Here is a 20,238-nt window from a genome sequence, read left to right on the forward strand (position 1 = left end):
GGTGCCCCATGGCGACGGTTCTCGTAGTCGAAGACGACGAATTCGTCAGATCGGCGATCATCCACGAGCTGGGCCGGCGCCGGCACGCCGTCCGCAGCGCCGGATGCGCCCTGGACGCGCTCAGGGAGATCTCGCAATCCCCTCCCGACGCCGTCATCCTCGACCTCGGCCTGCCCGACCTGGACGGATCCGAGGCGCTGCGCATGGTGCGCGGCATCTCCGACGTGCCGGTCATCGTGGCCACCGCCCGCGACGACGAGGCCGAGATCGTCAGGCTGCTGCGGGCGGGCGCCGACGACTACCTGGTCAAGCCGTTCTCCGGCGACCATCTCAGCGCCCGCCTGGACGCGGTGCTGCGCCGGGCCAGGTCCGCGCCCGCGCCGCGCAGCATCGAGGTCGGCGGCCTGTTCGTGGACGTGGACCGGCGCGAGGCCGCGCTCGACGGCGGGCCGCTCGCACTGACCAGGCGCGAGTTCGACCTGCTCGCCTACCTCGCCGCCCGCGCCGACCGGGTGGTCACCCGCAAGGAGCTGCTGGCCGAGGTCTGGCAGCTCGCCTACGGCGATGACCAGACGATCGACGTGCACCTGTCGTGGCTGCGCCGCAAGCTCGGCGAGAGCGCCTCCAGGCCCCGCTACCTGCACACCGTCCGCGGCGTCGGGTTCATGTTGTCAGCGCCCAGATGAGCAGGGATCGATGAGGAGGACCCTCGCGGTGCTCATGGTCGCCGTCACCTCGATGGTGGCGCTGGCCTTCCTGGTGCCGCTGGCGCTGATCGTCAGGGAGACCGCGCAGAGCAGGGCGGTCGCGGGCGCCGAGCGGCAGGCGGCGGCGCTGGTGCCGGTGCTCGCCCTGACCACGGCGAGCGACGATCTCGGGCTCGCGATGGCGCGTACCGAGGCGGGGCGGCGCGGCCTGCTGGCCGTGCACGTCAAGGGCGGCGCGACGGTCGGCACGTCGCGCGCGCCGGCCGCGCAGGTGGCCGGGGCCGCCGCGCAGACCAGGGCGAGCACGGTCGAGCTGGACGGCGGGTACGTGCTGCTGCGCCCCGTGGCGCTGGACGGCGACCGGGGCGCGGTGATCGAGGTGTTCGTGCCCGCCGCCGACCTCAACCGGGGCGTGCCGTCCTCCTGGGCGGTGCTGACGGGCGTGGCCGTGGTGCTGGTGCTCGGCTCGGTGCTGGTCGGCGACCGGCTCGGGGCCCGGGTCGTACGGGCGGCGCGCCGCCTCGGCACGGCCGCCACCGCGCTCGGCTCCGGCGACCTGAGCGAGCGCATCCACCCCGACGGCCCGCCCGAGCTCAAGGCGGCGGCCAACGCGTTCAACACGATGGCCAACCGCGTCACCCATCTCCTGGCGGCGGAGCGGGAGCTGGCCGCCGACCTCTCGCACCGGCTGCGCACGCCGCTGACCGCGCTGCGGCTCAGCCTCGACCAGCTCGGCCCGCAGGCGGAGCCCAGCAGGCAGGCGCTGGCCCGGCTGGAGGGCGAGGTGACCACGATCATCTCGGCGGCCCGGCGCCCGGCGCGGGCGGCCCGCTCGTGCGACGCGGCGCAGGTGCTGCGCGAGCGGCTGGCGTTCTGGTCGGCGCTGGCGGAGGACCAGGGGCGGCCGTGGCAGCTCATCGGGGCCACGCTGCCGGTGCGGGCGCCCGTCCCGGCCGGTGAGCTGACGGCGGTGGTGGACGCGCTGCTCGGCAACGTGTTCCGGCACACGGCGGAGGGGACGGCGTTCAGCGTCACGCTGCACGAGGGCCGCGACGTGGTCGGCATCCTGATCGCCGACGCGGGGCCGGGCATCCCGGACCCTGAGGCGGCGCTGGAGCGGGGCGCCAGCGGGAGCGGGTCCACGGGGCTCGGGCTGGACATCGCGCGGCGGCTGGCCGAGTCGACCGGCGGGTCGCTGCGGTTGGATCGCTCGTCGCTGGGCGGGGCTCAGGTGCAGGTGTGGTTGCGGCTTGAAAAGGTGTCTAAGCCAGCCTTAAAGGACACTTAACCGCCATATTTCGGCGTTTCCGGTGCTCCAAGGTGGTGCGCATGCAGATCAACCGCAAGGCCCTCATCGCCACCACCCTGGCCGCCCCCACGCTGCTCGTGCTCGCCGTCGCCCCCGGCACCGCCTCCGCCCACGGCACCATGAGCAACCCGCCCAGCCGCACGATGGTCTGCTACAGCGAGGGCCCGGAGAGCCCCAAGTCGGCCGCGTGCAAGCAGGCGGTGGCGACCGGCGGCACCCAGCCCCTGTACGACTGGAACGAGGTCAACATCGCCGACGCCGCGGGCCGGCACCGCGAGATCATCCCCGACGGCAAGCTGTGCAGCGCGGGCCGCGACAAGTACCGCGGCTTCGACCAGGCCCGCGCCGACTGGCCGGCGACGACCATGACGAGCGGCGCCACGCACACCTTCAAGTACCGGGCGACCGCCCCGCACAAGGGCGCCTTCGAGCTGTACATCACCAAGGAGAGCTACGACCCGGCCAAGCCGCTGAAGTGGTCGGACCTGGAGTCCACGCCCTTCCACACGGTGACGAACCCGACGGTGGCCGACGGCTACTACACGATGACCGCCAAGCTCCCGTCCCGTCAGGGCCGCCACCTGATCTACGCGATCTGGCAGCGCGGCGACAGCCCTGAGGCGTTCTACTCCTGCTCGGACGTGGTCTTCGGGCAGAGCAACCCGTCCCCCGCCCCGACCCCGACCGGCACGCCGACGGCGACCCCGAAGCCCACTCCGACGACGAGCACGCCCAAGCCCACCACCACGGCCACCAAGCCGCCGTCCGACGGAACCGCCACCCTGGCCGCGATCAACGCGGGCGTCGGCGTCTCCCCCGCCACCACCGCGGCGGGCGCGGCGGTGAAGGTGACGGCGGTCTGCGGCGGCTCCCAGGTGCGCGACGTCACCTCCGGCGCCTTCAGCCCGGCCCGCAACGCGCCCGGCACGCCCACGGTCGCGTGGTCGCCGAGCCTCAAGGCGGCCAAGGCGGGCACCTACGCCGTGACCGTGCGCTGCAAGAACGGGAATCTCGCCAGGACCTCGCTCACCGTCGGCTGATCGGGAAATACAGCCTGTCCCTTTCCTGGAAACTTTCTCGCGTACTCGCGAGTCCTACCCATGGGACGCGTCGGAAGACGGGGGATCGCCGGGGGGCGAGGTCGCCGTGGCGCGCTCAGGGGGCCCGATTTCATCGGAAACGGGGAAGGGACACGGCAATGCCTGTCGACCTGAACAACGAACTACCTCTGGCCTGGGACTCGGCCACGCTCGACGCGGACACCAAGGGCATGCTCGACAACCTGCAGCCGAACATCCTGCGGGCGCACGTCCGTGAGCACCTGTCCGTGCTGTTCGTCCGGTTCAACGACGTGGCCGAGGGCAGGCGGTTCCTGCGCTGGGTCGCGACCACGAAGATGAAGTCGGCACGCAAGCATCTGCAGGAGGTGCGGGACTTCGCCGCCGGCCGCCACGGCGGCACCCCGTACGTCGGCATCGGCATCAGCAAGGCCGGCTACCGCGACCTCGGCCACTCGGTGGAGGACGTGCGCAAGTTCGCCGACCCGGTCTTCCGCGACGGCATGAAGCGGCGGATCGCCGAGGTGAACGACCCCGCGGTGGAGGAGTGGGAGCGCGTCTACCAGCGCGAGATCCACGCCGTCATCCTCATCGGCGACGCGGAGGCGGAGCCGGTGGAGCGCCTGCGCGAGGAGATCGTGGGCGAGCTGCCGCAGAGCGCCCGGCTGCTCGGCGAGGAGCGGGGGCAGGGCATGCGCAACCCGGCCGGCGACGGCATCGAGCACTTCGGCTACGTGGACGGCCGCAGCCAGCCGCTGTTCCTGAAGGACGAGGTGGACAGGGAGCCGAGGAAGCTCTGGGACCCGGCGTTCCCGCTGGGCAACGTCCTGGTGCCCGACCCGTTCGCGCCGAACCCCCTCCGCCACCACGGCAGCTACCTGGTGTTCAGGAAGCTGGAGCAGAACGTGCGGGCGTTCAAGGAGATCGAGCGGGACCTGGCCGACAGCCTGGGCCTGAGCGGGGTGGACCGGGAGCGGGCGGGCGCGATGCTCGTCGGCCGCTTCAAGGACGGCACTCCCCTGACGCTCAAGCCGAAGGCCGGCGGCGGGCCGGTGGCCAACGACTTCACCTTCGACGGCGACGACGGCTCCAGGTGCCCGTTCTCCGGGCACGTCAGGAAGACCAACCCGCGCTCGTTCGGGCGCAACGTGCTCATGGCCAGGCGCGGCCAGACCTACGGCGAGCGCACCGACGAGCCGTGGGACGACTCGCCGCCGGAGAACCGGCCGAGCGGTGAGGTCGGGCTGCTGTTCATGGCGTTCAACGGCAGCCTGCTCGACCAGTTCGAGTTCACCCAGCAGAGCTGGGCGAACAACGCGGACTTCGAGGTCGAGGCGACCGGGCACGACCCGGTCATCGGGCAGGGCGAGCGCGACCTCAAGGTGACCTTCCCCAAGGCGTGGGGGAAGCCCGGGAAGTCCGACCCGCAGGCCCAGGTCGCCCAGACGGTCACCATGAAGGGCGGCGAGTACTTCTTCGCGCCGTCCCTGGCCTACCTGCGCAACCTGTGACAGCCCGCGAGGCCGAGGGGCCGGCGATGAGCCGCTCCCTCGGCCTCGCGCCGCCTGCACGGAGCCTCTGAGTGGGCAGAAGGATGTACATCCGGTTCGACCCGCCGGAGGAGGTAAGAATCGGCCGGCGATAGCATCCTGGGCTCATGACCATCGCGTTGCTGCTCGCCCTTGCGGGGCTGGCGGTGCTCGACAGCACGAGCTTCGGCACCCTCGGCATCCCCGTGTATCTGATGCTCAGCCTGGACCGGTCGCGGACCTCCCGGCTGTTCGTCTATCTCGCCACCGTGACGGTCTTCTACTTCCTGGTGGGCGTGGCGCTGATGTTCGGGCTCTCCACGGCCATGAACACCTTCGGCGACGCGCTCAACAGCCGGCCCGCGTACATCGTGCAACTCGTCCTCGGCGTGGGGCTGTTCGCGCTGAGCTGGCGCTTCGACCCCAAGTGGCGCGCCAAGCGGAACCTGCCCGAGCGCACCTTCGAGCCCCGAATGGGCGGGCCGCGCACGATGATGATGGTCGGGCTGACCGCCGGGGCGCTCGAGGTGGCCACCATGGTGCCGTACCTGGCCGCGATCGGCATGATGACGACCTCCGGGCTGGCGGCGGGCCAGTGGGTGCCGCTGCTGGCGGCGTACGTGCTGATCATGATCCTGCCGACGCTGGCGCTCATGGCCGTGCGCGCGGCGGCCGGCGCACGGCTGGAGCCCAAGCTGGAGCGGCTGCGGGTCTGGCTGGTCAAGCACTCGTCGTCGATGCTGAGCTGGGGGATGGCGATCGTCGGGTTCCTGCTGGCCAGGGACGCGGCCGCGCGCCTGTTCCTCTAGCCGGGTGCGGCGGGAACGCACTCTCGCGACGCCTCTAGGATCAGATCTCCGGGGGGAGATCTACGATGTTGCGCGCATTCCTGAGGACAGAGGCAGGCGGCACCAGCGTGCTGCTCGCCGCCACCGCGCTGGCCCTGATCTGGGCGAACTCGCCGTGGGGTGACACCTACGAGGCGTTCTGGCACACCTCGATGGGCATCTCCTTCGGTGACGCCCAGTTCTCGCTGGACCTGCGCCACTGGGTCAACGACGGGCTGATGACCGTCTTCTTCTTCCTCATCGGCCTTGAGGTCTCCTACGAGGTGCGGCTCGGGCAGCTCAGGGACCGCCGGCTGATCGCCGTGCCCGCCGTCGCCGCGTTCGGCGGCATGCTCGTGCCGGCCGGCGTCTACCTGCTGCTCAACTACGGGGGCGCCGGCGCGGGCGGCTGGGGTGTGCCGATCGCCACCGACACCGCCTTCGTGCTGGGCCTGCTCGCCGTCGTGGGCGCGCGCTGCCCCGACCCGCTGCGCGCGTTCCTGCTGACGCTGGCCATCGTGGACGACGTCCTCGCGATCATCATCATCGCGCTCTTCTACACCGAGAACCTGTCCGTGACCGCCCTGATCACCGCCGCGCTGCTGCTGGCAGCCATCATGACGCTGCGGTGGCTGAAGATCTGGCGGGCGCCCGCGTACATCGTGCTGGGGTTCGCGCTGTGGGTGGCCACGCTGGAGAGCGGCATCCACCCGACGCTGGTCGGCATCGCGCTCGGGATCCTCGTCTTCGTGTACGCGCCCACCGACCACAAGCTGCTGCTCGCCGGGGAGGCCGTGCAGGAGTTCACCAGCGAGCCCAGCGCCCGCGCCGCCCGGCAGGCCGCGCTGCGCGTCCAGCGGGCCGTCTCCGTGAACGAGCGTCTGCAACTGCGGCTGCACCCGTGGAGCAGCTACGTCATCGTGCCCGTCTTCGCCCTGGCCAACGCCGGTGTCCGGCTCGACGGGGAGACCCTGCGGGCCGCCGCCACCTCACCGGTCGCCATCGGCGTGGCGCTGGGGCTGCTGCTCGGCAAGTTCATCGGGATCTCGCTGGGCACCTGGCTGCCGCTGCGGCTGGGCTGGGGAGTCCTGCCGGGCAACCTGGTGTGGGGGCAGTTGCTGGGCGGGGCCGCCGTGTCGGGCATCGGGTTCACGGTGGCGCTGTTCATCGTGGAGCTGGCCTTCGAGGACCCCGCCCTGCACGACCAGGCCAAGATCGGCATCCTGGCGGGCTCGCTGCTGTCCGCCGCGCTGGGCTGGCTGATCTTCCGCATGGCGTGGGACCGGGGCGGGGTCTGCGCGCCGCCCGAGGCCGAGCCCGCCGAGGACCTGCCCACCACGCTGGCCGTCCCCGTCGGCCCCGGCGACCACGTGCGCGGCCCGGCAGACGCCCGCATCACGATCGTCGAGTACGGCGACTTCGAGTGCCCCTACTGCGGGCGGCTGCACCCGATCCTGGAGGAGATCCTCAGGAAGAACCCCGACGTGCGGCTGGTCTTCCGCCACTACCCGCTGCGCACCCTGCACCCGCGCGCCGCCGCCGCCGCGACCGTCGCCGAGGCCGCCGCCGACCGGGGCAGGTTCTGGGAGATGCACGACATCCTCTACGACAACCAGCGCTTCCTCACCGACGCCGACCTGGAGCACTACGCCGCCGAACTCGACGTCGACCCCTGGTCGGACGTCGCCCGCCACGTCGCCAGGATCGGCGTGGACGAGGCGTCCGCCCGCGACAGCGGCGTGCGCGGCACGCCGTCGCTGTTCCTGAACGGCGTGCGGTACGAGGGTGGCCACGATCTCGATTCGATCACTCGCGCGGTGGAAGAAATCCGCGAGTCCGCGTAGCGTCGTCGAGTCGCTCGCCCGAGCCCATGGAGCTGATTGATGCTTTCCGTCGTCCTCAACGTCCTCGATTTGATCGTGACGTTCGTCGTCCTGCTGGGCGGTGTCGCGCTCATGGCGGCACGCAGGAAGGAGCACGGCCGCGCCTCGGTGGTGGGCATGGTGGGGTGCGTCTTGCTCCTGCTGGCGGGGCTGGCCGTCGCCGGGCTCTCCCTCTTCGCGCAGACCCTGTTCGAGACGCTCGGGCCGTTGAACGCTCAGCCGGTCTTCACCGTCGTCAACGCGTTCGCGATGATCCTGCAGGCGGTCGGGACCGCGTTGCTCGTGTGGGCGGTGGTCATGCCCAGGAAGCCGCAGCAGCCGGTCGGGCAGGGGGCGTGGCAGGGGCAGCCCGAGTGGCAGCCCGGACCCCAGCCCGGCCAGCCTGGCTGGCAACCCGGACAGCCCGGCCAGCCCGAGTGGCATCCCGGCCCCCAGCCGGGGCAGCCTGGTCAGCCGGGGCAGCCTGGCCCTGGCCCTGGCCCTGCCCCTGGCCCTGGCCCTGCTCCTGCTCCTGGTCCTGGTCCTGGTCCGCAGCAGCAGCCGCCCGGTTGGCAGCCGCAGCCGCCCTACGGTCAGGGCCAGGGGCACGGTCAGGGGCCCGGTCAGGGCTGAGACCGGCTCAGATACGCGTCCCAGGTGATCTTCCCAGCGGGCTGGGCCTTCGTGGTGAGATGACCGGCGCGGGCGGCCCGGCCGAACCCGCCGGGCAGGCGCAGGCGCAGCACCGGCCTGCGCAGCCCCCTGGCCCGCAGCCAGCTCCGCGCCGCCTCGTCCATCGCCAGCACGCCAGGCCCGCCGTACTCCTCCACCTCCCCCGACGGCCCGCGCCCGGCGACCGCCACCAGATACACGGCCAGGTCCCGCACGTCCACCGTCTGCATGGTGACGCCCGGGTCGGCGACCACGACGCCGAGCTTGGCCATGCTCCGCAGCCCCAGCTCCACGAACTCGTGGAACTGCGTGGCCCGGACGATCGTCCACGGCACCCCGCCGTCCCGGACCAGGCTCTCGGCCCGCAGCTTCGTACGGAAGTAGCCCCACGGCACCCGGTCCACGCCGACGATCGAGACGTAGACCAGATGCCGCACTCCAGCCTTCCGGGCGGCCGCTAGCAGCGCCGACGTGCCGTCCAGCTCCACCTTGCGCGTGTAGCGGCCCTGGTAGGGCGCCGAGGCGAGGTGCAGGACGACGTCCACCCCCGACACGGCCTCCGCCACGCCGCTCCCGGTGGTCAGGTCCGCGACCGCCCACCGCACGCCGCCGCTCGCGGCCCGTGCCTTACGGCTGGTCGCGCGCACGTCGTAACCGGCCTCGACCAGCTTCTCCACGACGGCGCGGCCGAGGCGCCCGCTGCCGCCCGTAACAAGTACTGCTGTCATGGAAGCTGGACGGGACAGCCCGGGTAAGTGTGACAATGTTGGCGTATCCCGATAATCCGCAGCGTGTCCGAGGGGACCATGACGCGAGAGCAGCCCGGCCCGCAGGATCCCGACCCCAACCAGACGATCCGGCACCGCTACCCCCACCCCGCGCAGCCCGACGAGCAGGGGCCGCCCGACGCGCCCAGCACGCGGCGGCTTGAGTACACCCCCGACATGCTGCCCGACGTGCAGCTCTACGAGGCCAAGCCGGTGCGGTCCGGCTGGTGGTGGGTGATCGTGGTCGGTGGCCTGGTGCTGCTCATCGCGGCCGTGGCCGTGGCGGCGGTCTTCTGGCTGCGCTCCGGCACGGAGGCCCGGGCGCTTCCCACCTCGACGGTCACGCTCGGCTGAAGTCCACCGTCAGCGCTCCCGTCAGGGCGGCTGAAGTCCACCCTCGGCGCTCCCGTCACGGCGGTCACGCTCGGCTGAAGTCCATCGTCCAGTTCGTCTCCCAGGTCCGCCCGTCGTCCGCGGAGAACGCCTGCTCCCAGCGCGCGGCGCCGGCGCCGGCTCTCGTCCAGAGGAACCGGCAGCGCACCGGCCTGCCCTCATGCGTCTCCTCGCCGTAGAAGACGCCCCTATCGCCCTCGAACGCGCCCACCATCGGCCTGGTGTCGAGCCGCCCGCTGGCGCTGCTGGCCCAGTAGATGGACCACTGCCGCGTCTCCGGGTCGTACATGCGCAGCGTCAGCCCGTTGGACCCTTTGGTGGGGAACTCGATCTCGTCGAAACTGGCCGCGCCTCCGAAGTGCCGGGTGGCGACGGTCCGGCCGGGGAACTCGTCCCATTCGTCGCTGCCGGACAGCGGCTTGACGAGGCGGCGGTTGACCACGTTCCAGTGGCCGGCGAGGAAGTCGAAGTCGTTCATGCGGCCAAACGTAGGGCAGGGTCACTGACAGGTAGTGTCAGTGTTGTGCGCGCTTCCCGTCTCGTCTCCATCCTCCTGCTGCTGCAGACGCGCGGCCGGATGACCGCGCAGGAGCTCGCGGAGCGGCTGGAAGTCTCGGTACGCACGATCTACCGCGACGTCGAGTCCCTGCACGGCGCCGGCATCCCGCTCTACGGCGACGCGGGCCCGAAGGGCGGCTACCAGCTCCTCGACGGCTACCGCACCCGGCTGACCGGGCTGACGGCGGACGAGGCGGAGTCCCTGTTCCTGGCGGGCCTGCCCGGCCCGGCGGCCGAGCTGGGGCTGGGCACCGTGGTGGCGGCGGCGCAGCTCAAGCTGATGGCCGCCCTCCCGGTCGAGCTGCGCGACCGCGCGGGCCGCATCCAGGAACGGTTCCTGCTCGACGCGCCCACCTGGTACCGCGATCCCGATCCGACGACCTACCTGGCCGCCGTGGCCGACGCCGTGTGGAACGAGCGGCGCATCCAGATCAGGTACCGGCGGTGGAAGGAGCCGCAGGAGGTGGAGCGGCGGCTGGAGCCGTACGGGCTGGTCGTCAAGGCGGGGCGGTGGTACCTCGTGGCCGGGGCTGGGCGCGACGTGCGCACGTACCGCGTCTCGCAGATCCTCGACCTGCAGCCGCTCGCGGAGAGGTTCGTCCGGCCGGAGGGCTTCGACCTGGGGGGCTACTGGGCGGGGCACCTGGCGGAGTTCGAGGCCAGGCTGCGATGGGGCGAGGCCGTGGTGCGGCTGTCGCCGCGCGGCGTGGAGCGGCTGGCCGACCTCATGACGCCCGGGGTGGTGGCGGCGGCCAGGCAGAGCGCGCAGCCGCCCGACGAGGGGGGGTGGACGCGGGTCACGGTGCCGATCGAGTCGATCGAGCACGCCGTCGGGGAGTTCCTCAGGCTGGGCACGGACGCGGAGGTGCTGGCGCCCGCCGCGCTGCGCGAGCGGCTGGCGGAGACGGCGGACGAACTGGCCCGCCGCTACCGCCGCGCGAACGACCCGGACCGCCCTTCCCACCACCGCGCGGACGACCTGAACCCCCCTTCCCACCGCGCGGACGACCTGAACCCCCCTTCCCACCGCGCGGACGACGTGGACTCCGATCCTCCCCGAGCCGATGACCTGGACCGCCACTCTCACCAGACCGACGACCTGGACCGCCGCTCCCAGGCGGGACCACCCACGATTTATGGGGATATTTCGGGATAAGACTCCCCTCGCCCCCAGGATGCGCGCGCCATGGACCTCCACGAGCGCCTGCTGGTCCAGGTCAGCGTCCGAGACGTCTACGACGCGGCGACGCTGGCCGGGCACCCCGGCTCCGGCCTGGTCTTCACCGGCCAGGCCGGCCACGACGCGGTCCGCATGGTCCGCCGCGCCGGCTACGACGGGCCGCTGCTCGCCGACCGCCGCCGCTACGCCGGGTCCGCCCGGGTGCGCGGCACGGCGCGGCTGTCGGCCGACTGGATCGCGGATCAGGTGGAGGCGGGCGCGACGGCCCCGCTCACCGATTCCGGATATATCGGCGAAGGGGACCACGAAGCCCTGCACACCATCCTCGAACAGGCCCTCCAATGGGATGGCGCCGTCGCCGTCCTGCCCGTGCACGCGCGCTGGGTGATCGGCGATCGCGGCACGCTGCTCCGCACGGTCGCCGACTACGGCTCACCGGTGGCGCTGGTCGTCGAGGACGGGCCGCCGTACCCGCCGATCCCGCTGCCGCTGCTGTCGGCCGGGGTCGCCGCGCTGGGGGCGCTGGCGTACGGGGCCTCGTGGGCCGCGATCGGCGTACGCGAGGTGCTGCGGCACCTCTATCCCGAGCCGCACGAGGTGCGGGGCGGGTGGCGGCGCGGTGGGGCGCGCAGCGCGTTCGTGGTGGAGCGGCTGGAGTTCGTGCCGGTCGAGCGGCTGCGGGAGGGGACGTGCGGCTGCTCCACCTGCCACGGACGTCCGCTGCGACACCTGGCGGAGGCGGAGGAGTTGCACGTGAACACGCACAACACGAAGGCGCTGCACGCGCTGCACAACCGCCTGCTCCGGGCCACGCACCGGGAACGGTGGTGGCAGTCCCTGACGGAGGCGTTCGCCAGGCCCTCACCCTCACAGAAGGACGAGCCACCCACGCGCCCGTCCCGAAGCAGAGAGCCCCGCGAATAGGCGCGCCCCTCGCAAAGCCATAGGCACCCCCGGAGCCAAGTGCGGCGCGCAGTTCCTGAGCTCAGAACCCCCGCAGAGACACGAGCCGCACCCGCATCGCGATCGGATAGTCCTGCTCGAAGTTCTCCACACCCCAGCCCGCGATCCGATCCCGATATTTCCCGATATACCCAGGCACCCCACCCGCCAGCAGATGCCCTTCGAGAATCTCCGCCTCCCCCTTGAACACCACCACGTCCCCACCACCCCCATCGGTGTTGAAGTGCAGCGACACCTGCGGCCCCCGGCGCAGATGGGCGAGCCGCCGCGCGTTGGCCCGGTTGTAGATCAGCAGACTGTCCCCGCCCTCCCACAGGAACCACACGGGGTTGGGCTGCGGCGTGCCGTCGGCGCCGACGGTGGTCAGCCAGATCACCCGCTCCTCCACCAGCCGCTCACGCACCCGCTCACCGAACGCGCTGTCGGGAATCACTCCGGTCATCACCCCTCCGATCGCCGATCGCACCCCGTACCCGCTTCCCCCCTGATCAGCGATCAACCCGGCTCCGGCGATTAGCTTGATCATGTTCCGGAAATAAGCCCATTCGGAAGAATTGGGAGCGCTCCCGAAATAGGCGTTCCTCCCGACCGAAAGGGCCCCTGGTGACCTCTTTACCCTCACGGCTGGCCACGGCCTTATCCGGCCTGACGCTCGTCCTCACGGCCACCGCCGTCACCCCGCCACCGACGCAGGCGGCCCCACCCCCGGAACCGGCGGCCGAGACCCAGCCGCAGGCCACCGCCCTCACCCTCATCACGGGCGACATCGTCGAGTACACCCCCAGCAAGAAGAACGGCGAAATCCCCTCCATCGCCGTGAAACCGGCACCCAGGCCGGACGGGGCCGAGGTCACGTTCGCCACGCTGCCCAGCCAGGACGGCGGCTACCTGGTCATGCCGTCCGACGCCGCCGGCCTGGTCGCGGCGGGCACGCTCGACGAGGAGCTCTTCGACGTCGAAACCCTGGCCCGCGACCAGCGCACCACCGCCATCCCCCTCCTCGTCACCGGCTCGGGAGCGGCCAGGGCGGCCAAGCCGCTGCCCGCCGCCGAGAACGTGCGCGCGCTCCCCAGCGTCAACGGCGCCGCGATGACCGTTCCCGCGGGTCAGGCGGGAACGTTCTGGGCGGGGCTGCGTACCGACGAGAGCATGAACAGCCGGTCGGCGAGCGGCACCGGCAAGATCTGGCTGGACCGCAAGACGCGCGTGTCCCTTGACCAGAGCGTGCCGCTCATCGGCGCGCCCACCGGCTGGGAGCGCGGGTTCGACGGTAAGGGCGTCAAGGTCGCCGTGCTCGACACCGGCATCGACGTCAACCACCCCGACTTCACCGGCCGCATCCTCGCCACCCAGAACTTCACCACCGCCGCCGGCATCGCCGACAAGAAGGGGCACGGCACGCACGTCGCCGCCACGCTCGCCGGCGCGGGCGGCACCTACAAGGGCGTCGCCCCGGCGGCGTCACTGCTGGTCGGCAAGGTGCTCGACGACAGCGGCAACGGCGACTGGTCCTGGGCCATCGCGGGCATGGAGTGGGCCGCCGAGCAGGGCGCCGACGTGGTGAACATGAGCCTCGGCACCTGCTGCGGCAACGGCACCGACCCGATGAGCCAGGCGCTGAACGAGCTGACCAGGAAGCACGGGACGCTGTTCGTGACCGCGGCGGGCAACGAGTACGACCCGCTCACCGTCAGCGTCCCCGCGGCGGCGGACGAGGCGCTGGCCGTCGGCGCCGTGGACAAGGTGACGGGCACGGAACTGGCCGGCTTCTCCAGCCGCGGCCCGCGCCTGGACGACGCCGCCGTCAAGCCGAACCTCGTCGCCCCCGGCGTCGACATCGTGGCCGCCCGCTCGGCCGAGTCGTCGCTGCCCGGCGTCCCCGGCGACGACCTGCACACGACGTTCAGCGGCACATCGATGGCGACGCCGCACGTGGCGGGGGCCGCGGCGATCCTGGCGCAGCAGCATCCGGAGTGGCGGGCGTCCGAGCTGCGTGACGCGCTCACCTCGACCGCCGTCCGCAACGACGCGCACACCTGGTTCGAGCAGGGCAGCGGGCGCGTGGACGTGGCCCGCGCGGTCACCCAGACGCTCTTCGCCACCTCCTCCGTCGACTTCCGCGTGCTGGCCGAGGACCCGGCGACCCGCCAGGTCACCTACCGCAACACCGGCGCAGCCCCCGTCACCCTGGACGTCTCCCTCACCACGCGCGGCTGGAGCGGCAGCCCCGCCCCCTCCGACGCGATCGAGCTCGGGACGCGAACCGTCACCGTCCCCGCGAACGGCACCGCCACCGTGGACCTCACCGTGGATCCGTCGGCCGGGGCGGTGGGCGCGTACGGCGGCTGGGTGACGGCCACCGCCGGCGAGACCCGCGTGGTGACGCCGTTCAGCTACTACACCGGTCCGGCCGCGCACCGGCTCGGCGTGCAGCTGGTCAACTCGTACGGGACCAAGGAGTTCTTCCCCGGCTACCAGTCCGAGCCCATCGTGTACGCGATCCCGCTCAAGCGCGGCAACAGCCCCGAGGACCCGTTCAACCCGTACGGCTACTACTACCTGCGCACCGACTGGGCGGGCACCGGCGAGTTCCTCCTGCCCGCCGGCGACTACGAGGTCATCGGCATCCTCCCGGAGAACCGCCTGGCCAACCGCAACAGCTGGGTCATCAAGACCGTCACCCTGGGCGGGGACGAGACGGTCACCCTGGACGCCCGCGACACCGTCCGGCTCAGACCCGGCCTCCCCGTGCCGGCGGACGGCGGCGGGAGTGCCTACTACGTGCGCACGTTCGACGATCGCACGCAGCCGGTCTCGATCTACGGAGGCGCGGTCGGCGGCGGACACGACGTGTATGTCACACCGGTCTCCTCCGTGAAGGCGGGCAAGGTCCGCCTGTCCCAGCAGTGGAACCTGGAGCCTCCGGTCCTGTCGTCCGTCACGGCCGGTGACCTGCGGCTGCGTCCTGCGTACGACATGGAGTCCATGCGGAAGCTCACCGAGACCACCACGCTGCCCCTCGTGTCGGTGGGCCGGGGGCGGGCGGAGGACTTCCAGAACGCAGACGTCAAGGGCAAGCTCGTCCTGGCCGGGATCCCGGTCGAGGGCGCCGACCGGCCGTACGTGACGGCCGCCGTCGCCATGGACGACGCGGCGCTGCACGCGTACCTGGGCGGCGCCGCGGGCATCGTCTCCTACTTCGACGTGGACGGCGGCCTGGCCCGCGTGCCCGCCGGCGGCTCCCACCGCCTCGGCCTGACCGCCGCCGAGGGCCGCGCCCTCAGCGCCGCCCTCGCCCGGGGGCCGCTCTCCATCCGCCTGGAGCCGTACACGGGGCCCGAGGTGGTCTACCACCTGCGCTTCGACACCCGCGGCAAGGTCCCTTCCCGCCCCACCCGGGTGGACCTGAAGGACCTCGTCCGGGTCAACGCCGCCTACCACGCGGACACCGCCGCCCAGAGCGGCTGGGAATACGGCGAAAGCACCACCGGCGAGGAGCCCGGCCGCCTCACCTACGGCGGCCCGGTCACCATGCCCGCCACCCGCACCGAGTACTACGGCCCGGCCTCCGACGACGTGCTGTGGTCCCGCACGATCTCGAACAACGGCCTGGACCTGCACTCCGCCGACCGCTTCACCCGCCGCGACCGGCGGGTCTCCGAGGAGTGGTTCAAGGCCCCGCTGGTGCCGGGCGCCGCCGACGTGCCGTCCGGTCATCCGGTGGACCTGCCGTGCACCCTGTGCCGGGACGGGGACCGCTTCGTACCGGCTGAAGGCTGGCGCGACTCCGACCCGCGCCACTACAGCGACCTGGGCGTGGGCAGATCCACCCCGCGCCTGTTCGTCGCCGACCAGGAGCTGCCCGTCAAGGGCCGCTACCCCCGTTCGTTCGTGGTTCCGGACGGGACGGCACCGTACCGGCTGGAGACGGTCGACGTCAGCGGCCGCCCCCTCTCGCCCAAGGTGACCACGACCGCCTCCTTCACCTCCACACCGCCGTCCCGGACCCTGCCTCGCGGCTACACCTGCACGTTCGGGACGACCTGCGCGTTCCAGCCGGCCATCCAGATCACGTACGACCTCCCGCTCGACCTCCTCAACCGGGCGGCGGCCGGCCGCCCCTTCACCTTCGAGCTCCAGGCCGGACCCCACTCGGAGGTGCGGCGGGCTTCTGACGTGAAGCGGGTGCGGGTGGAGTACTCGGTCAACGACGGAGGCGCCTGGCACGCGGCCTCCCGCGTGGTGAAGCGTGGCGACGGCCGGTTCCGGGTGGACATGAGCCATCCGGCGCTCGCGCAGACCAGCGGGTACGTGTCGCTGCGGGTCACCGCCTGGGACGGGGCCGGCGGATCGACCACCCAGACCATCGACCGGGCGTACGGCCTGCGCTGACCACCTGAATCAACGAGGGCCGAGAGGGCATCTGTGCCCCCTCGGCCCCTTTTGCGACGCGCCCCAGCCCTCCGTCCACAGGACAGCCCAGGCAGCCCCGCCCCTATCCACAGAACCCCATTCGGCGCCTCGCCACCCCACCCCCGCAGAGCATCCTCAAACCCACATCACACCGCCACCACCCTGAAGGAGTCAGAGGATGCCCGGAGGCCCGCCCACACTCGGTTTCAGCCTGATCGTTTACGCCACGGTCGGCCTGGTGACCCTGATCGCCGTCAAGCTCAAGAGGCGACGCCGATGACCCCCCTGCCCACCCCCCCCCCCCCGCCCCCCGTCCCCCCGCCCCTCACGCCATCCCCCGCGCCATCCGCCACGCCATCTCCCGTGCCCTCCGTCACCCCGACCTTCACGCCATCTCCCGCGCCATCCGTCACCTCGACCCTCATGCCATCTCCCGCGCCATCCGCCACGCCGACCCTCATGCCATCCGCTACGCCGCCGCTCACTCTGCCGCCCACACGGCCCAGCCCCACACCAGTTGCTGCCTTCCTACCGGCACCCGCATCGGCCACGTCCCTGCCCGCCCCGGCCCCCGCGCCCCTACCTCCACCGATGCCCCCGATGCCGCACCAGCCACCCACACCGTCACCATCAACACACCTCACCGTCACCGTGATCATCCCGGCCCACAACGAGGAGCTCGGCCTCCCCGCCACCCTCCGCTCCATAAAGTCCCAATCCATCCCCCCAGACAAGATCATCGTCATAGACGACGCCTCAACCGACCACACCGGCGCCATAGCCACCTCCTACGGCGTCACAGTCCTCCGCCCACCCCACAACCTGGGCAGCAAGGCCAAAGCCCAGAACCACGCCCTCCCTCACTGCGACACAGACCTGATCCTCGCGGTGGACGCCGACACAGTCCTCGCCCCCGACTACATCGAGCACCTCAAACCCGCCTTCGAAGACCCGACCGTCCAGGTGGCCTCCGGCAACGTCCAGACCCGCTTCACCCGCACCCCTTGGGAACGCGGCAGATCAACCGAGTACCTCTTCGGCTTCCACTGGCACCGCCCGATCCAGCAACTGACCAACAGCCCCATGGTCTGCTCCGGCTGCTGCTCCATGTTCAGACGCACAGCCCTCACCGAATCCGGTGGCTTCCCCGAACGCACCATCGTCGAGGACATGGACTTCACCTGGAGCCAGCAACTCGCAGGCCGCCGAGCGGTCTACGTCTCCGACGCCGTCGCCTGGGCCGCCGACCCCGAGACCCTCACGTACCTCCGCAAGCAGGTATGGCGCTGGATGGCGGGCTTCATGCAGAACGTCCGCCTCCACCTCCCCCGCCTGCTCACCCGCAAGCCCATGCTCGCCACCTGGATCATCGTCGCCCTCCTGGAGATCCTGGTGGCCCCACTCTGGTGGGCAACCCCCCTACTCCTCACAACGACCTTCCACGAGCCGATCCCGCACACACTGGCCTGGTGGACGGCCGGCGAGCTCCTCCTGACCATCCCCGCCCTCCTCTACGCAGCCAGACGCCGCCGCCTCCCCGTCACCCAGGTGCTCCTCAACCTCCCCTTCGTCTACCTGAACAAGGCCGTCAACCTCTACTACGCCTGGAAGGCCCTCCTGGTGGAGCTGATCCTGGTCCCCCTCCACCTCTCCCAAGGCCTGGTGATCTACGAAAAGGGCCGCTGACTAGCAACTCTAAGCATCTATCCAGTCACTCTAAGTAGTCATAGGATGTGTTGCCGATGACCCGATAACCCCAACCCAACCCGGAAGGGACGTGCTCCAACATGACCGCTCGCAGCAGGACCGCCACCCCCATCTCAGCCCTGGCCCTGGCCCTGACCCTGGCGGCCTCGCTCTCCACCCCCGCCCACGCAGCCACCGGCACGTTCATCTACACGTACCCGACCCCCAACGGCACGAGCACCGCTGACCTGACGGACCCCAGGAGCGGCTCCTGCGTCAACATCCCCGAGGTCTACGCCATCGAAGACAGCGCCCACTCCCCCATCAACCACACCGACTCCACCGTCACGATGTTCACCGGCATCGACTGCACGGGCGATTACTACTCCCTGCCCCCGGGCGGCCGCGCCAGCAGCCGCCTCCTCCTCAAGTCAGCCGTCTTCTCCTAATCCCCACCAAGGCGGGACACCAGCACACATCACTCCATCCAGCGATGTCCCGCCTTCCCCCTCCCCTCCCCCGCCCCCTATCCCCACCCACAAGCCACCTCATAGCATCAACGCGCCCAACCGCACCACCACGCGCAGACAGGCGACAACACGATGCCCACCCCCGAGATGGCAAGCACCCGACTCCTCTACACCCCTCTGTCGGTAGCCGACGCCGACGAGATGGTCCACGTCCTCAGCGCAGCTTCCCTCTACACCTTCACAGGAGGCACCGCCCCCACCCTGCACGAACTACGCGCCCGCTACACCCGCCAATCCACCGGCCACTCCCCTGACGGCACCCAGACCTGGCACAACTGGATCCTCCGCAAGAAACCAGACGCCCAAGCAGTCGGCTACGTCCAAGCCACAATCACGGACAACGGCCACCGCGCAGAGGTCGCCTGGGTCATCGGCACCCCCTGGCAGGGCCACGGCTACGCCTCCGAAGCCGCCCGCACCCTGATCACCTGGCTCCTCACCACCGGCGTCCCCACCATCCAAGCCCACATCCACCCGGCCCACACAGCCTCCGCCACCGTCGCCCGCCGCGCCGGCCTCCTCCCCACCGACCAGTTCAACGACGGCGAACAACTCTGGCAACACCCCCACCCACTGAACAACCACCCATAGCAACGCACCGGGCTCAACCGCGCACCGCAGAAGCCCTACCGCCACGCCCCCAACCAAGCCACGCACCGCACAAGCCCTACCGACACGCCCCAACCAAGCCACGCACCGCACAAGCCCTACCGACACGCCCCAACCAAGCCGCACACTGCAGAAGCCCTACCGACACGCCCTCACCAAGCCGCACACCGCCCCTCGCCGCAGCGACCCGAGCCCACGCGCCCCATTACCCTGTCTGCGGCCGCACCCCGAGCCCGGCACCCTCACGCCCCCGGCACAACAGCAGAACGCAAAAAACGCAAAACGCCCCGACCCTGTATCAGGATCGAGGCGTAATGAGACGAGCTTGCCTGTGGAGCTATGGGGATTCGAACCCCAGACCTCCTCCATGCCATGGAGGCGCGCTACCAACTGCGCTATAGCCCCTGGTCACCGCTCCGAGTCCACCCGTTACGGCGCTCCGAGAGCATATAGCCATCCGACCCCATTCACCTAATCGCGCCGCCCCTCCCGCGCCCTGAGAACCAGAACAGCAAGCCCATCGAGCTGCCGCCGCACTCCGAACTCGAAGATCGAATCGAGGTCCATGTCAAGCCCCGGCTGCCCCACCACCTTGCCCAGCGTCGGATAGGCCCCCGAGGCGAACAACCTCTCAAACTCCACAGATCTGGCGGCGCAACCAGATGATGCGGCTGTTGCCGTACCTGCCGGGCAAGAGCCTCATCAAGCGCATGACCGAACGTGCCGCCTCCGCCATCGACCTTCGCTTCTACGCACCCCCCTGAACCCCATCAGGGCCTCACGCACCGACCACCGCACCCCACCTCACAACCCCGACCCGCCCGAATGTCAGCAGAACCGCCCGAACGTCTCACCGCACCCGCCACATCACCGGACCGCCACACCAGCGGACCGCCTGACCGCCACCTGTCACCGCCGCGCCACCGCACCCCCGCCCCCCACCCCCCCCCCCCCCCCCCCCACCCCCCCCCCCCCCCCCCCCCCCCCCCCCCCCCCCCCCCCCCCCCCCCCCACCCCCCCCCCCCCCCCCCCCCCCCACCCCCCCCCCCCCCCCCCCCCCCCCCCCCCCCCCCCCCCCCCCCCCCCCCCCCCCCCGCCCCCCCCCCCCCCCCCCCCCCCCCCCCGCGCCCCCCCAGCCCCCCCCCCCCCCCCCCCCGCCCCCCCGCCCCCCCGCG

The 20,238-nt window shown here is 71.5% G+C and carries 17 protein-coding genes and 1 tRNA gene; 14 read left to right on the forward strand and 4 right to left on the reverse strand.

Going from position 1 to position 20,238, the window contains the following annotated elements; translation table 11 throughout:
- Positions 1-8: 8 nt before the first annotated feature.
- From FXF51_RS54465 to FXF51_RS61480, 7 genes are all read left to right on the forward strand, one after another.
- Positions 9-686 carry a response regulator transcription factor gene (locus FXF51_RS54465; protein ID WP_148442769.1) on the forward strand — a complete coding sequence of 226 codons (678 nt, stop codon included), beginning with the start codon at positions 9-11 and terminating at the stop codon, positions 684-686.
- A 10-nt stretch (positions 687-696) separates the two neighbouring features.
- A complete protein-coding gene (locus FXF51_RS54470) occupies positions 697-1,995 on the forward strand; it encodes a sensor histidine kinase (protein WP_148442770.1) in 1,299 nt (432 codons plus the stop codon).
- Between the two features lie 41 nt (positions 1,996-2,036).
- Positions 2,037-3,056 (forward strand): lytic polysaccharide monooxygenase, encoded by a 1,020-nt coding sequence (locus FXF51_RS63610; RefSeq protein ID WP_148442771.1) that lies wholly within the window; start codon positions 2,037-2,039, stop codon positions 3,054-3,056.
- Between the two features lie 158 nt (positions 3,057-3,214).
- Positions 3,215-4,585 carry a Dyp-type peroxidase gene (locus FXF51_RS54480; RefSeq protein ID WP_148442772.1) on the forward strand — a complete coding sequence of 457 codons (1,371 nt, stop codon included), beginning with the start codon at positions 3,215-3,217 and terminating at the stop codon, positions 4,583-4,585.
- A 146-nt stretch (positions 4,586-4,731) separates the two neighbouring features.
- Positions 4,732-5,412 (forward strand): GAP family protein, encoded by a 681-nt coding sequence (locus FXF51_RS54485; RefSeq protein ID WP_148442773.1) that lies wholly within the window; start codon positions 4,732-4,734, stop codon positions 5,410-5,412.
- Between the two features lie 65 nt (positions 5,413-5,477).
- Complete coding sequence (gene nhaA / locus FXF51_RS54490; protein ID WP_148442774.1) at positions 5,478-7,274, forward strand: Na+/H+ antiporter NhaA; 1,797 nt, start codon at positions 5,478-5,480, stop codon at positions 7,272-7,274.
- Positions 7,275-7,313: 39 nt separating this feature from the next.
- A complete protein-coding gene (locus tag FXF51_RS61480; protein ID WP_187415080.1) occupies positions 7,314-7,925 on the forward strand; it encodes a hypothetical protein in 612 nt (203 codons plus the stop codon).
- On the opposite strand, the gene FXF51_RS54500 is transcribed toward FXF51_RS61480, so the two are convergent.
- Complete coding sequence (locus FXF51_RS54500; protein WP_148442775.1) at positions 7,916-8,692, reverse strand: SDR family oxidoreductase; 777 nt, start codon at positions 8,690-8,692, stop codon at positions 7,916-7,918. The two genes, FXF51_RS61480 and FXF51_RS54500, sit on opposite strands and share 10 nt — an antisense overlap.
- Positions 8,693-8,755: 63 nt before the next feature.
- Between FXF51_RS54500 and FXF51_RS54505 the strand changes: the two genes are divergently transcribed.
- A complete protein-coding gene (locus FXF51_RS54505; protein WP_148442776.1) occupies positions 8,756-9,085 on the forward strand; it encodes a hypothetical protein in 330 nt (109 codons plus the stop codon).
- Between the two features lie 64 nt (positions 9,086-9,149).
- Here the strand turns inward: FXF51_RS54505 and FXF51_RS54510 are convergent, their stop codons facing one another.
- Positions 9,150-9,602 carry a hypothetical protein gene (locus FXF51_RS54510; RefSeq protein WP_148442777.1) on the reverse strand — a complete coding sequence of 151 codons (453 nt, stop codon included), beginning with the start codon at positions 9,600-9,602 and terminating at the stop codon, positions 9,150-9,152.
- A gap of 45 nt (positions 9,603-9,647) precedes the next feature.
- Here FXF51_RS54510 and FXF51_RS54515 point away from each other — a divergent pair, with 45 nt between their 5' ends.
- Complete coding sequence (locus tag FXF51_RS54515; protein ID WP_316247682.1) at positions 9,648-10,838, forward strand: YafY family protein; 1,191 nt, start codon at positions 9,648-9,650, stop codon at positions 10,836-10,838.
- Positions 10,839-10,868: 30 nt separating this feature from the next.
- Positions 10,869-11,786 carry a hypothetical protein gene (locus tag FXF51_RS54520; RefSeq protein ID WP_148442778.1) on the forward strand — a complete coding sequence of 306 codons (918 nt, stop codon included), beginning with the start codon at positions 10,869-10,871 and terminating at the stop codon, positions 11,784-11,786.
- A gap of 61 nt (positions 11,787-11,847) precedes the next feature.
- On the opposite strand, the gene FXF51_RS54525 is transcribed toward FXF51_RS54520, so the two are convergent.
- Positions 11,848-12,267, reverse strand: a complete 420-nt coding sequence (locus FXF51_RS54525; protein WP_148442779.1) for a TIGR03667 family PPOX class F420-dependent oxidoreductase — start codon at positions 12,265-12,267, stop codon at positions 11,848-11,850.
- A gap of 161 nt (positions 12,268-12,428) precedes the next feature.
- Here FXF51_RS54525 and FXF51_RS54530 point away from each other — a divergent pair, with 161 nt between their 5' ends.
- From FXF51_RS54530 to FXF51_RS54550, 4 genes are all read left to right on the forward strand, one after another.
- Entirely contained in the window at positions 12,429-16,217 is a 3,789-nt protein-coding gene (locus FXF51_RS54530) for a S8 family serine peptidase (protein ID WP_148442780.1), read from the forward strand.
- A gap of 672 nt (positions 16,218-16,889) precedes the next feature.
- Positions 16,890-17,924 carry a glycosyltransferase family 2 protein gene (locus tag FXF51_RS54540; protein WP_222871895.1) on the forward strand — a complete coding sequence of 345 codons (1,035 nt, stop codon included), beginning with the start codon at positions 16,890-16,892 and terminating at the stop codon, positions 17,922-17,924.
- A gap of 101 nt (positions 17,925-18,025) precedes the next feature.
- Positions 18,026-18,373 (forward strand): hypothetical protein, encoded by a 348-nt coding sequence (locus FXF51_RS54545; RefSeq protein WP_148442782.1) that lies wholly within the window; start codon positions 18,026-18,028, stop codon positions 18,371-18,373.
- Between the two features lie 168 nt (positions 18,374-18,541).
- Positions 18,542-19,045, forward strand: coding sequence for a GNAT family N-acetyltransferase (locus tag FXF51_RS54550; protein WP_222871896.1), 504 nt, complete (start codon positions 18,542-18,544; stop codon positions 19,043-19,045).
- 350 nt (positions 19,046-19,395) lie between these two features.
- On the opposite strand, the gene FXF51_RS54560 is transcribed toward FXF51_RS54550, so the two are convergent.
- Positions 19,396-19,468 (reverse strand) — tRNA-Ala (locus FXF51_RS54560).
- Between the last annotated feature and the right edge of the window lie 770 nt (positions 19,469-20,238).

It is taken from the genome of Nonomuraea sp. PA05 (assembly GCF_008086045.1).
Taxonomy (GTDB): domain Bacteria; phylum Actinomycetota; class Actinomycetes; order Streptosporangiales; family Streptosporangiaceae; genus Nonomuraea; species Nonomuraea monospora.